The 15,192-nt window shown below is 63.6% G+C and carries 22 protein-coding genes and 1 pseudogene; all 23 read right to left on the reverse strand.

Annotated features, from left to right (window positions below; genetic code table 11):
• The gene (rplF, locus tag F1C58_RS14200) at positions 1-537 is read right to left on the reverse strand and encodes a 50S ribosomal protein L6 (RefSeq protein ID WP_185201704.1); all 537 of its coding nucleotides are present in this window, start codon (positions 535-537) and stop codon (positions 1-3) included.
• 6 nt (positions 538-543) lie between these two features.
• Positions 544-942: a 30S ribosomal protein S8 gene (gene rpsH / locus F1C58_RS14205; protein ID WP_185201705.1), complete on the reverse strand. Its 399-nt coding sequence runs from the start codon at positions 940-942 to the stop codon at positions 544-546.
• Between the two features lie 75 nt (positions 943-1,017).
• On the reverse strand, positions 1,018-1,608 hold the full coding sequence (rplE, locus tag F1C58_RS14210; protein WP_185201706.1) for a 50S ribosomal protein L5: 591 nt from the start codon (positions 1,606-1,608) through the stop codon (positions 1,018-1,020).
• Positions 1,609-1,883: 275 nt separating this feature from the next.
• A pseudogene (gene rplX / locus F1C58_RS14215) lies at positions 1,884-2,219 on the reverse strand (50S ribosomal protein L24); the annotation flags it as partial.
• A 2-nt stretch (positions 2,220-2,221) separates the two neighbouring features.
• The gene (gene rplN, locus F1C58_RS14220) at positions 2,222-2,590 is read right to left on the reverse strand and encodes a 50S ribosomal protein L14 (RefSeq protein ID WP_185201707.1); all 369 of its coding nucleotides are present in this window, start codon (positions 2,588-2,590) and stop codon (positions 2,222-2,224) included.
• A 32-nt stretch (positions 2,591-2,622) separates the two neighbouring features.
• On the reverse strand, positions 2,623-2,919 hold the full coding sequence (gene rpsQ, locus F1C58_RS14225) for a 30S ribosomal protein S17 (RefSeq protein WP_185201708.1): 297 nt from the start codon (positions 2,917-2,919) through the stop codon (positions 2,623-2,625).
• Positions 2,919-3,242 carry a 50S ribosomal protein L29 gene (rpmC, locus tag F1C58_RS14230; RefSeq protein WP_185201709.1) on the reverse strand — a complete coding sequence of 108 codons (324 nt, stop codon included), beginning with the start codon at positions 3,240-3,242 and terminating at the stop codon, positions 2,919-2,921. The genes rpsQ and rpmC overlap by 1 nt, the downstream gene beginning before the upstream one ends.
• A complete protein-coding gene (gene rplP, locus F1C58_RS14235; protein ID WP_147783470.1) occupies positions 3,242-3,661 on the reverse strand; it encodes a 50S ribosomal protein L16 in 420 nt (139 codons plus the stop codon). Before rplP ends, rpmC begins: the two co-directional genes overlap by 1 nt.
• A 4-nt stretch (positions 3,662-3,665) precedes the next feature.
• The gene (gene rpsC / locus F1C58_RS14240) at positions 3,666-4,475 is read right to left on the reverse strand and encodes a 30S ribosomal protein S3 (RefSeq protein ID WP_185201710.1); all 810 of its coding nucleotides are present in this window, start codon (positions 4,473-4,475) and stop codon (positions 3,666-3,668) included.
• Positions 4,475-4,888: a 50S ribosomal protein L22 gene (gene rplV, locus F1C58_RS14245; RefSeq protein WP_185201711.1), complete on the reverse strand. Its 414-nt coding sequence runs from the start codon at positions 4,886-4,888 to the stop codon at positions 4,475-4,477. Before rplV ends, rpsC begins: the two co-directional genes overlap by 1 nt.
• Positions 4,889-4,913: 25 nt before the next feature.
• On the reverse strand, positions 4,914-5,195 hold the full coding sequence (rpsS, locus tag F1C58_RS14250; RefSeq protein WP_185201712.1) for a 30S ribosomal protein S19: 282 nt from the start codon (positions 5,193-5,195) through the stop codon (positions 4,914-4,916).
• A gap of 12 nt (positions 5,196-5,207) precedes the next feature.
• On the reverse strand, positions 5,208-6,047 hold the full coding sequence (gene rplB, locus F1C58_RS14255) for a 50S ribosomal protein L2 (protein ID WP_185201713.1): 840 nt from the start codon (positions 6,045-6,047) through the stop codon (positions 5,208-5,210).
• Positions 6,048-6,066: 19 nt separating this feature from the next.
• A complete protein-coding gene (rplW, locus tag F1C58_RS14260) occupies positions 6,067-6,369 on the reverse strand; it encodes a 50S ribosomal protein L23 (protein ID WP_185201714.1) in 303 nt (100 codons plus the stop codon).
• On the reverse strand, positions 6,366-7,097 hold the full coding sequence (gene rplD / locus F1C58_RS14265; protein ID WP_185201715.1) for a 50S ribosomal protein L4: 732 nt from the start codon (positions 7,095-7,097) through the stop codon (positions 6,366-6,368). The genes rplW and rplD overlap by 4 nt, the downstream gene beginning before the upstream one ends.
• Before the next feature lie 4 nt (positions 7,098-7,101).
• Entirely contained in the window at positions 7,102-7,752 is a 651-nt protein-coding gene (gene rplC, locus F1C58_RS14270) for a 50S ribosomal protein L3 (RefSeq protein WP_185201716.1), read from the reverse strand.
• A gap of 8 nt (positions 7,753-7,760) precedes the next feature.
• On the reverse strand, positions 7,761-8,069 hold the full coding sequence (gene rpsJ / locus F1C58_RS14275; protein ID WP_147783478.1) for a 30S ribosomal protein S10: 309 nt from the start codon (positions 8,067-8,069) through the stop codon (positions 7,761-7,763).
• A gap of 430 nt (positions 8,070-8,499) precedes the next feature.
• Positions 8,500-9,186, reverse strand: a complete 687-nt coding sequence (locus tag F1C58_RS14280) for a YoaK family protein (RefSeq protein ID WP_185201717.1) — start codon at positions 9,184-9,186, stop codon at positions 8,500-8,502.
• Between the two features lie 41 nt (positions 9,187-9,227).
• A complete protein-coding gene (locus tag F1C58_RS14285; protein ID WP_185201718.1) occupies positions 9,228-9,437 on the reverse strand; it encodes an antitoxin in 210 nt (69 codons plus the stop codon).
• An 87-nt stretch (positions 9,438-9,524) separates the two neighbouring features.
• Entirely contained in the window at positions 9,525-10,493 is a 969-nt protein-coding gene (locus F1C58_RS14290; protein ID WP_185201719.1) for a DNA topoisomerase IB, read from the reverse strand.
• A 314-nt stretch (positions 10,494-10,807) separates the two neighbouring features.
• Positions 10,808-12,001 carry an elongation factor Tu gene (gene tuf, locus F1C58_RS14295; protein ID WP_185201720.1) on the reverse strand — a complete coding sequence of 398 codons (1,194 nt, stop codon included), beginning with the start codon at positions 11,999-12,001 and terminating at the stop codon, positions 10,808-10,810.
• A 108-nt stretch (positions 12,002-12,109) separates the two neighbouring features.
• Positions 12,110-14,227, reverse strand: a complete 2,118-nt coding sequence (gene fusA / locus F1C58_RS14300) for an elongation factor G (RefSeq protein WP_185201721.1) — start codon at positions 14,225-14,227, stop codon at positions 12,110-12,112.
• 119 nt (positions 14,228-14,346) lie between these two features.
• Positions 14,347-14,817: a 30S ribosomal protein S7 gene (gene rpsG, locus F1C58_RS14305; RefSeq protein WP_185201722.1), complete on the reverse strand. Its 471-nt coding sequence runs from the start codon at positions 14,815-14,817 to the stop codon at positions 14,347-14,349.
• Positions 14,817-15,191, reverse strand: a complete 375-nt coding sequence (rpsL, locus tag F1C58_RS14310) for a 30S ribosomal protein S12 (protein ID WP_130981949.1) — start codon at positions 15,189-15,191, stop codon at positions 14,817-14,819. The genes rpsG and rpsL overlap by 1 nt, the downstream gene beginning before the upstream one ends.
• Position 15,192 lies beyond the last annotated feature (1 nt).

Below are 15,192 nucleotides of genomic sequence, written 5' to 3' on the forward strand. Positions count from 1 at the left end.
TCACTTACCACTCTTTCCGGCCTTGCGGCGGACTACCTCGCCTGCGTAGCGAACGCCCTTGCCCTTGTAGGGCTCCGGCTTGCGCAATTTACGAATGTTGGCGGCGACTTCTCCGACAGCCTGCTTGTCGATGCCGTGCACCGTCAGCTTGTTGTTGCCTTCGACGGCAAAGGAGATGCCGGCCGGGGGATCGACCGTGATCGAGTGCGAGAAGCCGAGAGCGAACTCGAGCGAGCTGCCCTTCGCCTGCACGCGATAACCGGTACCGACGATCTCGAGGCCCTTGGAGTAGCCGGTCGTGACGCCGATGATCTGGTTGGCGATCAGGGTGCGGGTGAGGCCGTGAAGCGAACGCGATTCGCGCTCGTCGTCCGGGCGGGTGACCAGGAGCTGGCCATCCTCGATCTTGACCTCGATCGGGCTTGCGACGGTGAGCGCGAGCTCACCCTTCGGGCCCTTGACGGTGACGGCCGAGCCGGTCACCGTGACATCGACCCCTGTGGGGATCTCAATGGGAAGGCGTCCAATACGTGACATCGGTGGTTACCACACGTAGGCGAGGACTTCCCCACCCACGCCCTTCTTTGACGCCTGGCGATCCGTGAGGAGGCCAGAGGAGGTCGAGAGGATCGCGACACCGAGGCCACCGAGAACGCGAGGGATCTCCGTGGACTTCGCGTAGACGCGGAGGCCGGGCTTCGAGACACGCTTGATTCCAGCGATGGAGCGCTCACGGTTGGGGCCGTACTTGAGGTCGAGGGTCAGGGTCTTGCCGACGCGCGCATCCTCGATCTTCCATCCTCCGATGTAACCCTCGGTCTCGAGGATCTCGGCGATGTGGGACTTGAGCTTGCTATTCGGCATGGACACGGTGTCGTGGTAGGCCGAGTTCGCGTTGCGCAGTCTGGTCAGCAGGTCTGCGACCGGATCTGTCATTGTCATGATGGTGGTGCCTTCCTCACCCGGTTTCGCCAGCTCTTACGGAACTGGCGACCTTGATGATCGGTGATGCATGGGTTAGACGGGAGTGTTCTCCGCGTTACGGAACGGGAACCCGAGGGCCTTGAGCAGTGCGCGGCCCTCATCGTCGGTCTTGGCGGTGGTGACGACGGTGATGTCGAAGCCGCGGACGCGATCGATGCGGTCCTGGTCGATTTCGTGGAACATGGACTGCTCCGTGAGGCCGAAGGTGTAGTTGCCGTTGCCGTCGAACTGCTTGTCCGACAGACCGCGGAAGTCGCGGATGCGGGGAAGCGCGAGCGAGAGCAGACGGTCGAGGAACTCCCAGGCCCGGTCACCACGGAGGGTGACGTGGGCGCCGATCGGCTGGCCCTCGCGGAGCTTGAACTGCGCGATGGACTTGCGAGCGGCGGTGACCTGCGGCTTCTGGCCGGTGATCGCGGTGAGGTCCTTGACGGCCCCATCGATGATCTTGCCGTCGCGGGCGGCCTCGCCGACACCGGTGTTGACGACGATCTTCACGAGCCCGGGCACCTGGTGCACGTTCGTGAAGCCGAAGTCCTTGGCCAGCTGGGCAGAGATCTCGGTCTTGTACTTCTGCTTGAGGCGCGGCTGGATTTTGCCAGCTGCAGTTGCAGTGTCAGTCATTAGTCGGCGTCCTTCTCAGTTGCCTTGGTGGTCTTGGGTGCGGCCTTCGCCTTGGGGGCTGCAGCCTTCGTGGCAGCGGCCTTCGCCTTCGGAGCGGCCTTCGCCTTCGGCTCGACTGCCTCGGTCGCAACGGGAGTCGTGGACTCCTCGTCGCTCACGATTCCGTCGGTGACCACGACGTCGTCGGCCTTGTCGGCCTTCGCGGTGTCAGCCTTCGCGGTGTCTGCCTTCTTCGAGTCGGCCTTCTTCGCAGTCGCCTTCACGGGAGTGCGTCGAGAGTCCTTGAAGTAGCGCGTACGGGTCGTCTTGCCCGAGGCATCCGTCTCCACCGCAAAGCCGACGCGAGCCGGCTGCTTGGTGTCGGGATTGACCAGCTGCACATTCGACACGTGGATCGGCGCTTCGCGCGTCTCGATACCGCCGGTCTTGGTGCCGCGGTCGCTCTGGCCGACGCGGACGTGCTTGGTGATGTAGTTGAGCCCCTCGACGACGACGCGGTTCTTCTCCACGAGCACCTCGATGACGCGGCCCTGCTTGCCACGGTCGCCACCGCGGGCCTGGCTGCGGCCGCTGATGAGCTGGACGAGATCGCCCTTTTTGATGTTCGCCATGGTTACAAGACCTCCGGTGCGAGCGAGATGATCTTCATGAACTTCTTGTCGCGGAGTTCGCGACCGACCGGTCCGAAGATACGAGTGCCACGAGGGTCGCCGTCTGCCTTGAGGATGACGGCGGCGTTCTCGTCGAACTTGATGTAGGAGCCGTCGGGACGACGGGTCTCTTTCTTGGTGCGCACGATGACTGCCTTGACGACGTCACCCTTCTTGACGTTGCCGCCAGGGATCGCATCCTTGACCGTGGCGACGATGATGTCGCCGAGGCCGGCGTAACGACGGCCGGAGCCACCGAGTACGCGAATCGTGAGCAGCTCCTTGGCACCGGTGTTATCGGCGACCTTGAGCCTGGATTCCTGCTGAAGCATTTAGGTGTCCTTATACGAAGTAAGCGCGAGGCCTACTTGGCCTTCTCGAGGATCTCGACCAGGCGCCAGTGCTTTGTGGCACTGAGCGGGCGGGTCTCGCTGATGATGACGAGGTCGCCGATGCCGGCCGCGTTGGCCTCATCGTGCGCCTTGACCTTGGAGGTGCGGCGGATCACCTTGCCGTAGAGGGGGTGCTTTACGCGGTCCTCGACCTCGACGACGATGGTCTTGTCCATCTTGTCGCTCGTGACATAGCCACGACGGGTCTTGCGGTATCCGCGGTCCGCAGCCGTCTCTTGCGGCTCGGTGCTCTTGGTCTCGGTAGCCATTACTTCTTCTCCTCAGCCGACTCGGGGGCTGCTTCCGCAACATCCGCAGTCTTCTTGGTCTTCTTGGCGGCAGCCTTCGGGGCTACCTCGACCGGAGCAGGAGTCGCACGGATGCCCAGCTCGCGCTCACGGATGACCGTGTAGATGCGAGCGATGTCGCGCTTGACAGCGCGAAGGCGACCGTGGCTTTCCAGCTGGCCGGTGGCCGACTGGAAGCGCAGGTTGAACAGCTCTTCCTTGGCCTTCTTGAGTTCGTCGACGAGTCGCTCGTCTTCGAAGGTGTCGAGCTCGTCTGGAGCGAGCTCTTTGGAACCGATCGCCATTATGCGTCGCCCTCCTCGCGCTTGATGATGCGTGCCTTGAGTGGCAGTTTGTGGATGGCGCGGGTGAGCGCCTCGCGAGCGACAACGTCACTGACGCCGGCGAGCTCGAAGAGCACGCGACCCGGCTTGACGTTGGCGATCCACCACTCTGGAGAACCCTTACCGGAACCCATGCGGGTTTCGGCCGGCTTCTTGGTGAGCGGGCGGTCGGGGTAGATGTTGATCCACACCTTTCCACCACGCTTGATGTGACGGGTCATCGCGATTCGAGCTGCCTCGATCTGGCGGTTGGTCACATAGGCGGGAGTGATGGCCTGGATGCCGTACTCGCCGAACGTCACAGTCGTGCCACCGGTCGCCTGGCCGCTACGGCCGGGGTGATGCTGCTTACGGTGCTTGACCCTGCGGGGAATCAACATGGCTCTAGGCCTCCACTGCTACGGCTGCCGGAGCAGCGTCTGCCTTCGGAGCGGCCGCGGCTGCCGGGGCAGCTCCACGACGCGGTCCGCTGTCGCGGGCACCATCACGGCGGTCGTCGCGGCGCTCGGGGCGCGTTGACTTGGCGTTGGCCTGCTCGCGAGCGAGCTCCTTGTTGGTGATGTCGCCCTTGTAGATCCAGACCTTCACGCCGATGCGGCCGAAGGTGGTCTTGGCCTCGTAGAAGCCGTAGTCGATGTTCGCGCGCAACGTGTGCAGCGGAACGCGACCCTCGCGGTAGAACTCGGAGCGGCTCATTTCTGCGCCACCGAGACGACCGGAGACCTGGATTCGAACACCCTTGACCGTGGGAGTGCGCTGAGCACCCTGGAGCCCCTTGCGCATGGCACGACGGAACGCGACGCGAGCGCTGAGCTGCTCCGCGATCCCCTGTGCCACGAGCTGGGCCTCGGCCTCGGGGTTCTTGACCTCGAGGATGTTGAGCTGGATCTGCTTGCCCGAGAGCTTCTCGAGGTCGGTGCGGATGCGCTCGGCCTCGGCGCCACGACGACCGATCACGATGCCCGGACGGGCGGTGTGGATGTCGACGCGAACGCGGTCACGGGTGCGCTCGATCTCGATGCGCGCCACTCCGGCGCGGTCGAGCGAGGTCTTGAGCAGGTTGCGGATCTTGATGTCTTCGGCGACGAAGTCGCTGTAGCGCTGTCCGACCTTGGTGCTGTCCGAGAACCAACGCGACACGTGGTCGGTGGTGATTCCCAGGCGGAACCCGTAGGGGTTTACTTTCTGTCCCATTACTTCTTCCCTGCCTTCGCAGTCGATGGACGCTTGGAAGCCACAACAGCGGTCTCGTTCTCATCCGGCGTTGCTAGGACGATCGTGATGTGGCTGGTGCGCTTCAGGATCTGGAACGCGCGTCCCTGGGCACGAGGCTGGAAGCGCTTGAGGGTCGTTCCCTCGTCGACGTACGCCGACGAGACGAACAGGTCCTGCTCATCCAGGTAGCTGTTGCTGGCATCGGCCTTGACCCGGGCGTTGGCGATAGCCGACTCGACGAGCTTGTAGACCGGGGTGCTGGCACCCTGAGGAGCGAACTTCAGGATGGCCAGGGCCTCATGTGCCTGCTTGCCGCGGATCATGTTGACGACACGACGAGCCTTTGTGGCGGTGACGCGAATGTGCTTCACGCGAGCGATGGATTCAACCATTTCTCTTTACCTTTCCGTCCCCGCGCTAGCGGCGACGACCCTTCTTGTCGTCCTTCTCGTGTCCACGGAAGGTGCGGGTGGGAGCAAACTCTCCGAGCTTGTGCCCAACCATCGTCTCGGTGATGAACACCGGGATGTGCTTGCGGCCGTCGTGCACTGCGATGGTGTGTCCCAGGAAAGACGGGATGATCATCGAGCGACGCGACCAGGTCTTGATAACGCTCTTGCTGCTGGCTTCGTTCGCCTTGGCCACCTTGCGAAACAGGTGGTCGTCGACGAAGGGGCCCTTTTTAAGACTGCGTGGCATCCTTTACAACTCCTACTTGCGCTTCTTGCCGACATTGCGGCGGCGAACGATGAGCTTGTCGCTCTCTTTGTTGATGTGGCGGGTGCGGCCCTCTTTCTGGCCCCACGGGCTGACCGGGTGGCGTCCACCGGAGGTCTTGCCCTCTCCACCACCATGTGGGTGGTCGACCGGGTTCATGGCGACTCCACGCACGGTCGGGCGAACGCCCTTCCAGCGCATACGGCCAGCCTTTCCCCAGTTGATGTTCGACTGCTCGGCGTTGCCGACCTCGCCGATCGTGGCGCGGCAGCGCGCGTCGACGTTGCGGATCTCACCGGACGGCAGGCGGAGCTGCGCGTACGGGCCGTCCTTGGCGACGAGACGAACGGATGCTCCGGCAGAGCGAGCCATCTTGGCTCCCCCGCCCGGCTTCAGCTCGATCGCGTGGATGACGGTGCCGACCGGGATGTTGCGCAGCGGCAGGTTGTTACCCGGCTTGATGTCTGCGCCGGCGCCCGACTCGATGATGTCGCCCTGGTTGAGCTTGTTCGGAGCGATGATGTAGCGCTTCGAGCCATCCACGAAATGAAGCAGCGCGATGCGCGCCGTGCGGTTCGGGTCGTACTCGATCTCGGCGACACGGGCGTTGACGCCGTCCTTGTCGTTGCGCTTGAAGTCGATCACGCGGTATTGGCGCTTGTGGCCACCACCGATGTGACGGGTCGTGATGCGACCGGCGTTGTTACGGCCACCGGTCTTGGGCAGCGGGCGAAGAAGCGACTTCTCCGGGGTCGAACGCGTGATCTCGGCAAAGTCTGCAACCGAGGAACCGCGACGACCGGGAGTCGTGGGCTTGTACTTACGAATAGCCATTGTTTTCTCTCCTCAGTCCCTAGCCGACAGCCGTGAAGATGTCGATGGAACCGGACTTGAGGGTCACGATCGCGCGCTTGGTGTCCTTGCGCTTGCCGAGACCGAACTTGGTACGGCGGGTCTTGCCCTTTTTGTTCAGGGTGTTGATCGACGCAACCTCGACGCTGAAGATCTTCTCGATCGCCAGCTTGATCTCGGTCTTGTTCGACCGCGGGTCGACGATGAAGGTGTACTTGCCCTGGTCGATCAGGCTGTAGCTCTTCTCGGAGACGACCGGCGACAGGATGACGTCGCGGGGGTCCTTCTGGGTCGCGATGCTCATGCGGATGCCTTCTCTCTACGTGCCGCTGCACGCTCAGGGCTGACGCGCTTCTTGCTGACCGGCGCGTCGTCCTCGGTGGTCTCGACCCGTGCGGTCTTGACCGGTCCGGCGACGAAGCCGTCGAAGGCGCTCTTGGTGAACACGATGTCGTCGCTCACGACGACGTCGTAGGCGTTGAGCTGGTCCCAGGTGAGCACGTGCACGCCGGGGATGTTGCGCACGCTCTTCTGGCAGACCAGGTCATCGCGCTCGATGACGATGAGCACGTGGCTCGAGGTGGCGATGCTCGCCAGCAGAGCGACGATGGTCTTGGTCGAGGGCACGTCTCCGACGGAGAGCGAGTCGACGACGTGGATGCGTCCACCGCGGGCGCGGTCCGAGAGGGCGCCGCGCAGTGCTGCCGCGATCATCTTCTTGGGGGTGCGCTGCGCATAGTCGCGAGGGTGGGGTCCGTGGACGATTCCACCACCGGTCATCTGGGGAGCACGGATCGATCCCTGGCGGGCACGACCGGTTCCCTTCTGCTTGAACGGCTTGCGACCGGCACCGGACACCTCACCACGACGGAGCGTGTTGTGCGTGCCCTGGCGGGCTGCGGCGCGCTGGGCGACGACGACCTGGTGGATGAGCGGGACGTTGGTCTGCACGTCGAAGGTCTCTGCGGGGAGGTCGACAGATCCGACCTTCTTTCCCTTGGAGTCGATGACGTCGAGCGTGTTGTCGGCCATGGCCTTACGCTCCCTTCACTGCGTTGCGGACGAAGACGATGCGGCCCTTGGCGCCGGGAACGGCACCCTTGACCAGGATCAGGTTCTTCTCGAGGTCGACCGAGTGCACGATGAGGTTCATCGCGGTGACGCGGTCACCACCCATGCGGCCGGCCATGCGCATTCCCTTGAACACGCGGGAAGGCGTGGAGGATGCACCGATCGAGCCGGGCTTGCGGTGGTTGCGGTGAGAACCGTGGGAGGAGGAGACACCCTTGAAGTTGTGACGCTTCATGACTCCGGCGAAGCCCTTGCCCTTGGAGGTACCGACGACGTCGACCTTCTGGCCGGCCTCGAAGATGTCGACCGCGATCTCCTGGCCGAGCGTGTACTCGGCGGCATCCGCGGTGCGGACCTCGGTGAGGTGACGGCGAGGCGTGACGCCCGCCTTGTCGAAGTGACCGGACGCCGGCTTGTTCACCTTGCGGGGGTCGATCTGGCCGTAGGCGATCTGCACGGCGAGGTAGCCGTCGACCTCCTCTGAGCGCAGCTGGGTCACGACGTTGGGAGTGATCTCCACGACGGTGACGGGGATGAGCTTGTTGTTCGCATCCCAGACCTGGGTCATGCCGAGCTTCTTGCCCAACAGTCCCTTGCTTGTCTTAGTAGTAGCCATGATTCGTCCTACAGCTTGATCTCGATGTTGACGTCGGCGGGGAGGTCGAGTCGCATGAGCGAGTCGACGGCCTTCGGCGTCGGGTCGATGATGTCGATGAGGCGCTTATGGGTGCGCTTCTCGAAGTGCTCGCGGCTGTCCTTGTACTTATGAGGAGAACGGATCACGACGATCACGTTCTTCTCGGTAGGAAGGGGCACCGGGCCGACGACAGTAGCACCGGCACGGGTTACCGTGTCGACGATCTTGCGCGCCGAGCTGTCGATGACCTCGTGATCATACGACTTAAGTCGGATGCGGATCTTTTGTCCCGCCATGTGTGACTCACTCTCTTTAATGCATCTTGGCTTCGCGGCATGCGCTCGGCTATTGGATGCTCGGTTTGCTCAGTCCGCGCCCTTGCGGGGCCCGGTGCTGTCGCACCACTGTTTTTGTGTCAATGAATACTTGAGTCCGGTTGTAGCTTGGACTGCGTCGACCCCCGCGCCCGGGCGTGTTGCCCGCGCACCGAACATGGTTGTGACCACATCCAGGGGATTCGATTAAGTCGTGTTCTGCTACCCGCGGCCCAGATGGTGACGCTGGATCTTGACGATCCGGTCTCGCATCTGTGCACTGCCTGGCAGTGATCCCGGCGCAAAGCCGGTTTTGTTGAACTAGGAGAGTCTGCCACAGGTTTGCCAGTGTCTGCAACCCGGGCGTGTCATGCTGCGGCGTGTCGTATCCGCCCCGGAAAACGAGACTCAGTCAGAGGGAGCGACGATCCGCGGTGACGAGGGTGATCGTTGCCGCGGTAAAGATGATCGTGCCGGCGAGCAGGGCGACAGCACCGCCAGCCCACTGCACGCACACGGCGCCGATGGCCGCGCCCACTCCCATGGCGACCACCGCGGCGAGGCGCGGAAACCAGTTCTTGCTACTTCCCCCGGCGAGCCTGCTGTCCCGGGCGAGGTTGGCGAGAGTGTTCGTGACGACGATCGTCGTGACATCCGAGTTGCCGATCGGCTTGACGGCGGAGACCTGGGCTCCCATGACAACGGCCAGGAGGGCGGTCACCGAGAGCAGCGCGGGGTGATTGAGCTGGTGCACGATCAGCCAGTAGATCGCGAGCACGATCATCAATACCGCTCCCCCGATCAGTACCCCGCGGCTCGAGCGCGGGAGCCCTTTCGGTGCCGATTGGCCGACGATGCGTCCACCCAGGATGGATCCGAGGACGAAGCCGAGAAGCGCGATGATGTTGTTGAGCAGCAGCGACTTGCCCGCTCCGACGAGGCTGAAGCCGATGAACAGCACGTTACCGGTCATGTTGCCGGTGAACACCTTGTCGAGGGCGAGGTAACTCACCGCATCGATGCATCCGGTGGATGCGGTCAGCAGAAGGAGGCCGGTGACGAAGTGGTGGCCGACGGGGAGAAGTGGGGGGCGCGCCATTCCCCTAACGGTAGTGGAATCGCGGGCCCCCCTATCGCCGTCTACTCGGTGCCGACTGCCTTGTCTGCGGCATCCCGGGCGCCGTCGATCTGCTCTTCGAACTTGCCGCCGGTGATTTTGTTCGCGACGTCGGCGATGCCGTCGAGGAGCTTGTCACTGATGTCCTCCGCCTGCTCGCTGTGCAGGGCTCCGGCGACCTTGTCGTCCTTGAGGAACGCTTCTGCTTTACCGGTGATGTCCTCGAGTCCCATGCGTATCTCCTTTGATCCAGTGTCTCCCAGGCGGTCGACAGGGTAATTCTGCACCTCTCGCCCTGCGCGGTAAAGAAGGTCTCGAAGTCAGTCGAAGAGCAGGGCCCGCAGTTCGGACTCCGCGGAATTGAGGCGGTGCGGATCGATCGTGGCGTGCTCCGCGTAGCGGTCGACCAATCGAGGGTCCACGTAGCTCTTGCGTGCGATCGACGGCGTGTTGCCGAGAACCGCCGAGGCATCCCGCATGGCCTGCGCGATGGCGCGGTCCCGGGCGGACTTGCGCTGCTCCGGTCCGTGCTTGGCGAGGCTCACGGCCGCCGCGACCGTGCCGTGCAGCGTGCGGAAGTCCTTTGCGGTGAACTCTCCGCCGGTGCGCTCGCGCACGTAGGCATTGATATCAGGGGCGACCACCGGATGCCACCGGGAGCCCTCCTTCCACGCGAGAAGTCGCGCATTCGGCCCGCGCCTCTTCAGCGACCGCACTACCGCGGCCAGGTCGGGGTCGGTGATCTCCGACTGCCACTCCTGCCCGCTCTTCGCGGGGAAATGCAGAGCCACCGTGTCGCCGCTCACTCTCGCGTGGGAGCAGAGCAGCGTCGCAAGGCCGTGGCTGCCATTGGACTCGGCGTACTGCTCCGAGCCCACCCGCAGCGAGCCGGTGTCGAGCATCCGGAAGGCCGCGGCGAGAGCGCGCTCGCGGGTGGGCTCGTCCAGGCGCAGCTCGATCGTCACCCGGCGTCGCGCGTTGGGAAGCGATTCTGCAAGGCTCAGCGCGCGATCGAACTTGATGCGGTCCTTCTGTTCCCGCCACGTCGGGTGGTAGATGTATTGGCGGCGTCCCGCAGCATCCACTCCCGTCGCCTGGATGTGGCCGTTGGGGTACGGGGCGATCCAGACTTCCGTCCAGGCCGGGGGGATGGCGAGGTGTTCGATCCGTCGCCGGAGTTGCGGGTCGGCGATCGGATGTCCGGCGGCGTCCTTGTAGGAGAAGCCCCGCCCGGCCCGCACTCGCCGCAATCCCGCACCGGAAGAATCACTGCGGCGAAGTCGAGGCATGATTCCAGCCTAGGCAGCGGATATCGGGTGGCAAGCGGGTTGCGCGGAGGGGTGTTCCGTGCGTGGGTGCTCTCCGCTCGCACCGGCCCGCCCCGTCCAGGTTTTCGTGATCGAGACGTCACATTCCGTCCCAAGCGGGGCCGGGAATGACAGTTAGTGCCGGCTCGAAGCGATCGGACTGCACGGAGGACACGGTGAGGCGCGCGGCGAGGCGGGCGGCCGCGTCGGCGCGCGACAGCGGCCGGGAAACGACGAAGGGCCGCGCCCTCTCGGGTGCGGCCCTTCGTGTGCGCTGGATCAGCGCCGAACAGTTACTACTTGAGGATCTTGATTACGGTTCCGGCGCCCACGGTGCGTCCACCCTCGCGAATAGCGAAGCGGAGGCCTTCCTCCATGGCGATCGGCTGAATCAGGTTGACCGTCATCTCGGTGGTGTCGCCGGGCATGACCATCTCGGTGCCCTCGGGCAGCGAGATGACGCCGGTGACGTCCGTGGTGCGGAAGTAGAACTGCGGGCGGTAGTTCGCGTAGAACGGGTTGTGACGGCCACCCTCATCCTTGGAAAGGATGTAGGCGTTCGCCTCGAACTCGGTGTGAGGCGTGACCGAACCGGGCTTGACGACAACCTGGCCACGCTCGACGTCTTCACGCTTGGTTCCACGGAGCAGGAGACCGACGTTCTCACCGGCGCGCGCATCTTCGAGGGTCTTGCGGAACATCTCGATGGCAGTGACGGTGGTCTTGGAGGACTTCTCCTTGATGCCGACGATCTCGACCTCGTCGTTCGGGTGGAGGATTCCACGCTCGACACGGCCGGTGATGACGGTTCCACGACCGGTGATCGTGAAGACGTCCTCGACGGGCATGAGGAAGGGCTTCTCGGTCTCGCGAACGGGCTCGGGGACGAACTCGTCCACCTTGTCCATGAGGTCGGCAACGGTCGCTGCCCACTTCTCGTCGCCCTCGAGGGCCTTGAGTGCAGAGACGCGCACGACGGGAGCGTTGTCCCCGTCGAACTCCTGGCTCGAGAGCAGCTCGCGAACCTCGATCTCGACGAGCTCGAGGATCTCCTCGTCGTCGACGACGTCGGACTTGTTCAGTGCGACGACGATGTACGGCACGCCGACCTGGCGAGCGAGCAGCACGTGCTCACGCGTCTGGGGCATCGGGCCGTCAGTGGCGGCGACGACCAGGATCGCGCCATCCATCTGGGCAGCGCCGGTGATCATGTTCTTGATGTAGTCGGCGTGGCCGGGGGCGTCTACGTGTGCGTAGTGGCGCTTCTCGGTCTGGTACTCCACGTGGGAGATGTTGATCGTGATTCCACGCTGCTTCTCCTCAGGGGAGTTGTCGATCTGGTCAAACGCGTAAGAAGCGTTCAACGTCGGGTACTTGTCGTGCAGCACCTTGGTAATTGCAGCCGTCAACGTGGTCTTACCGTGGTCGACGTGACCGATGGTACCGACGTTGACGTGTGGCTTAGTCCGCTCGAACTTTGCCTTCGCCAATTGGTCCTCCTCAGGACTTAGGTGTAGACGCCCACGGTTCGAATTGTTTCGAACCGCGTGCGCTACGGGGTTTGGATGTAGATATTTTACTTGGGTGAATAGCGGAAGCTATTCGCCCTTGTTCTTCTGGATGATCTCGTCGGCCACCGCGCGCGGCACCTCAGAGTAGCTGTCGAACGACATCGAGTACACCGCCCGCCCGGAAGTCTTCGACCGGAGGTCTCCGACGTATCCGAACATCTCCGACAGGGGCACCTTCGCGGCGATGACCTTCACGCCCGTTGCATCCTCCATCGACTGGATCTGTCCACGGCGCGAATTGAGGTCGCCGATCACGTCACCCATGTACTCCTCCGGGGTGCGCACCTCGACGGCCATGAGCGGCTCGAGCAGCACGGGATCGGCCTTGCGGGCCGCTTCCTTGAATGCCATCGAGCCGGCGATCTTGAATGCCATCTCCGAGGAGTCGACATCGTGAGACGCACCATCGAGCAGGATCGCCATCACGCCGACCATGGGGTATCCCGCGAGCACGCCGACCTGCAGCGCGTCCTGGATTCCGTGGTCGACCGACGGGATGTACTCGCGCGGGATCCGACCACCGGTGACCTTGTTGACGAACTCGTAGCTCTTCTCCGCGGTCACCTCCATCGGCTCGAGCGAGATCTGGATCTTGGCGAACTGGCCAGAACCACCGGTCTGCTTCTTGTGAGTGAAGTCGTGCTTCTCGACGACACGACGAATCGTCTCGCGGTAGGCGACCTGCGGCTTGCCCACGTTCGCTTCCACGCCGAATTCGCGCTTCATGCGGTCGACCAGGATGTCGAGGTGGAGTTCGCCCATGCCCTTGATCACGGTCTGGCCGGTGTCGATGTTCTGCTCCGTGCGGAAGGTCGGGTCCTCTTCAGCGAGCTTCTGGATCGCGAGACCCAGCTTCTCCTGGTCGGCCTTGGTCTTCGGCTCGATGGCGACCTCGATGACCGGCTCCGGGAACGTCATCGACTCGAGAACCACCTGGTTCGTCGGGTCGGTGAGTGTGTCACCCGTTGTCGTGTCTTTGAGGCCGATGACCGCGTAGATGTGACCAGCGGTCACACTGTCCACCGGGTTCTCCTTGTTGGCGTGCATCTGGAAGATCTTGCCGATGCGCTCCTTCTTGCCCTTGGTCGCGTTGACCAGCTGCGCGCCGGAGTCTGCCTTGCCCGAGTAGACCCGGATGTAGGTGAGACGACCGAAGAAGGGGTGCACCGCGACCTTGAAGGCCAGCGCCGCGAAGGGCTCCGTCGAGTCCGGGTGGCGAAGGATTACCTTCTCTTCGTCACGCGGGTCGTGGGCTTCGATGGCCGGCACGTCGAGCGGGGTCGGCAGGTAGTCGACGACTGCATCGAGCATCGGCTGGACACCGCGGTTCTTGAACGCGGAGCCGCAGAGGACGGGGTAGATCTGGCTCGAGATGGTGAGCTTGCGGATCGCAGCCTTGATCTCGGCGACCGAGAAGTCGGTGTCACCCTCCATGAAGCGCTCGAGGAGCGCGTCATCGGTCTCGGCGACGACCTCGAGAAGAGCGGCACGGTACTCGTTGGCCTTCTCGACCAGGTCGGCCGGGATCTCTTCGATGTCGTACTTCGCGCCGAGCTCGACGTCACCCTTTGAGTCTCCACGCCAGGTCAGTGCACGCATCTCGACGAGGTCGACGACGCCTTCGAAGGTGTTCTCGAATCCGATCGGGATCTGGATGACGAGGGGCTTCGCACCGAGGCGCTTGATGATCGTGTCGACGGTGTAGTAGAAGTCGGCTCCGAGCTTGTCCATCTTGTTGACGAAGCAGATGCGCGGAACGTCGTACTTGTCGGCCTGGCGCCAGACGGTCTCGGACTGGGGCTCGACGCCCTCCTTGCCGTCGAACACCGCGACAGCACCATCGAGAACGCGGAGCGAACGCTCCACCTCGACCGTGAAGTCCACGTGACCGGGAGTGTCGATGATGTTGATCTGGTGCTTGTTCCAGAAACAGGTCGTCGCCGCAGACGTGATCGTGATTCCACGCTCCTGCTCCTGCGCCATCCAGTCCATCGTGGCTGCACCATCGTGCACCTCACCGATTTTGTGGGTGATACCCGTGTAATACAGGATGCGCTCGGTGGTGGTGGTCTTGCCGGCATCGATGTGAGCCATGATGCCGATGTTGCGGACCTTGTTCAGGTCGGTGAGCACGTCTTGTGCCACGGGGTGTCCTTACGGTTAAAAAGTGGAATGGATGCCGGGAGGGGCCTGAAACCTCGGTCGTAGGCTCCCTCGGGACTGGCGTCGCGCAATCGCTGGCGCGATTACCACGGCTCCAGCGTCTACCAGCGGTAGTGCGCGAAGGCCTTGTTGGCGTCGGCCATCTTGTGAGTGTCCTCACGACGCTTCACGGCGGCACCGAGGCCGTTGGAAGCGTCGAGGATCTCGTTGGTGAGACGCTCGGTCATGGTCTTCTCGCGACGACCCTTGGCGTAGGTGGTGAGCCAGCGCAGCGCGAGGGTGTTGGCGCGGTGAGGCTTGACCTCGACCGGCACCTGGTAGGTGGATCCACCGACACGGCGGCTCTTGACCTCGATGGTCGGACGAACGTTGTCGAGCGCCTTCTTCAGCGTGACGACGGCATCCGCACCGTTCTTGGTCGATACTCCGACGAGCGCGTCGTACACGATGCGCTCGGCGAGGCCCTTCTTGCCATCAAGAAGGATCTTGTTGACGAGCTGGCTGACGATGGGGGCTCCGTAGACCGGGTCCGCAACTACGGGACGCTTCGGTGCTGGTCCTTTACGAGGCATTACTTCTTGTCCTTCTTCGCGCCGTAGAGGCTACGGGCCTGCTTGCGGTTCTTAACGGCCTGGGTGTCGAGCGCGCCGCGCACGATCTTGTAACGCACACCGGGGAGGTCCTTGACGCGACCGCCGCGGATGAGCACCATCGAGTGCTCCTGCAGGTTGTGGCCCTCGCCGGGAATGTAAGCGGTCACCTCGGTGCCGTTGGAGAGCTTGACGCGCGCGACCTTGCGGAGAGCCGAGTTCGGCTTCTTCGGGGTGGTCGTGTACACGCGGGTGCACACACCGCGCTGCTGCGGGTTGCCCTTGAGGGCGGGCGCCTTGGTCTTGACGACCTTGGGGCTGCGGCCCTTACGGACCAACTGCTGAATGGTGGGCACT

It is taken from the genome of Glaciihabitans sp. INWT7 (assembly GCF_014217685.1).
Taxonomy (GTDB): Bacteria; Actinomycetota; Actinomycetes; order Actinomycetales; family Microbacteriaceae; genus Lacisediminihabitans.